General features: G+C 29.0%; 3 protein-coding genes. All 3 read left to right on the plus strand.

The genetic code is table 11. The features are described 5' to 3' along the window. The first annotated feature begins 110 nt into the window (after positions 1-110). The gene (gene infA, locus CEX73_RS03365) at positions 111-329 is read left to right on the plus strand and encodes a translation initiation factor IF-1 (RefSeq protein WP_101627174.1); all 219 of its coding nucleotides are present in this window, start codon (positions 111-113) and stop codon (positions 327-329) included. A gap of 161 nt (positions 330-490) precedes the next feature. Beyond that, entirely contained in the window at positions 491-1,219 is a 729-nt protein-coding gene (gene artP, locus CEX73_RS03370; protein WP_101627176.1) for an arginine ABC transporter ATP-binding protein ArtP, read from the plus strand. Positions 1,220-1,253: 34 nt separating this feature from the next. Beyond that, a partial coding sequence (locus tag CEX73_RS03375; RefSeq protein WP_146643233.1) for a transporter substrate-binding domain-containing protein occupies positions 1,254-1,556 on the plus strand: 303 nt, incomplete at its 3' end.

Consider the following 1,556-nt stretch of genomic DNA (forward strand, 5'->3'; position numbering starts at 1 on the left):
TAGCTTTATTTTAACGTTAAATATATTTAATTAATCTAATATATTAGATTATAATATAATTATATTATATTAAATTAATATTTATAACATTTTTATATTCGAGTTAGTCAATGACAAAAGAAGAAAATATTGAAATACAAGGCACAGTATTAGACACATTAGCTAACACAATGTTTCGGGTAGAATTAGAAAATGGACATATAGTTACCGCATATATATCTGGTAAAATGCGAAAAAATTATATTCGCATATTAACAGGTGATAAAGTCACTGTTGAGCTTACTCCTTATGATTTAAAAAAAGGACGAATTATATTTCGTAATCGCTAAATCATTTAGCTAAATTATGTGATAATTTCACATATTAGATGTTTTTCACATAATTTCAACTTATCACTAATGTTAATTATTATTTACGAATAAATAATTCGTAATGACATCACACTCGTGATACAACTTATTATATAAACTAATGTTTATTTATTTTTTGTATGAGTATTAAACTAAAAAATATTAATTGTTTTTATGGGAAGTATCAGGCTTTATTTGACATAAATATTACCTGTTTACCTGGTAATATACTAGTTTTACTAGGACCTAGTGGGGCAGGTAAAAGTTCATTACTACGAGTATTGAATTTATTACAGATTCCTAGTACTGGTCAACTACATATTGCTGGTAATGATTTTGATTTCAGTAACGTAGTAAATATTCAAGCCGTTAGATCGCTACGTCAAAATGTAGGTATGGTCTTTCAACAATATAACCTATGGCCTCATTTAACAGTAAGACAAAACTTAACTGAAGCACCTTGTCGAGTACAAGGTTTAGTTCGTGCAACAGCTAATGCACGTGCAGATTTATTACTTAATAGATTACAGTTAACCAATTTTTCGGAGCGATTTCCGTTACATCTTTCTGGTGGAGAACAACAACGCGTAGCAATTGCTCGTGCATTAATGATGGAACCACAAGTTTTACTATTCGATGAACCAACTTCAGCATTAGATCCAGAAATAACGGCACAAATAATTAGTATTATTCATGAATTATCACAAACTGGTATTACCCAAGTAATTGTTACTCATGAAATTGAACTAGCTCGTAAAACTGCTAGTTATATAGTATATATGGAAAATGGTAAAATCATAGAACAAGGCGACGTTAGTCATTTTTATTTCCCACAAACTATTAATTTTGCTCGCTATTTATCGCATTAGTTAATAATGACGATTAAGGTCAGATTACTTTTAAATGAACAAGTTAGTAACAATATGGTTATTAGCTACTATATTTAGCTTTTCATCATTATCCAGCTGTTCTGCTATGACTCATATACTACGCTTTGCTACTGATGCTAACTATGCACCATTTGAATATATAGGAACTAATAATAAAATTCAAGGATTTGATATTGATCTTGCTAATGCATTATGTCATAAAATGCAAATTAATAGCATATTTTATAATCAGACTTTTGACAGTCTTATTCCTAGTTTAAATTATTATCGTTGCGATGCTGTTATAGCTAGTATGGATATTACTTCAGTACGTATG

The organism is Candidatus Palibaumannia cicadellinicola (assembly GCF_002855795.1).
In the GTDB taxonomy this organism is placed as follows: domain Bacteria; phylum Pseudomonadota; class Gammaproteobacteria; order Enterobacterales; family Enterobacteriaceae; genus Baumannia; species Baumannia cicadellinicola_C.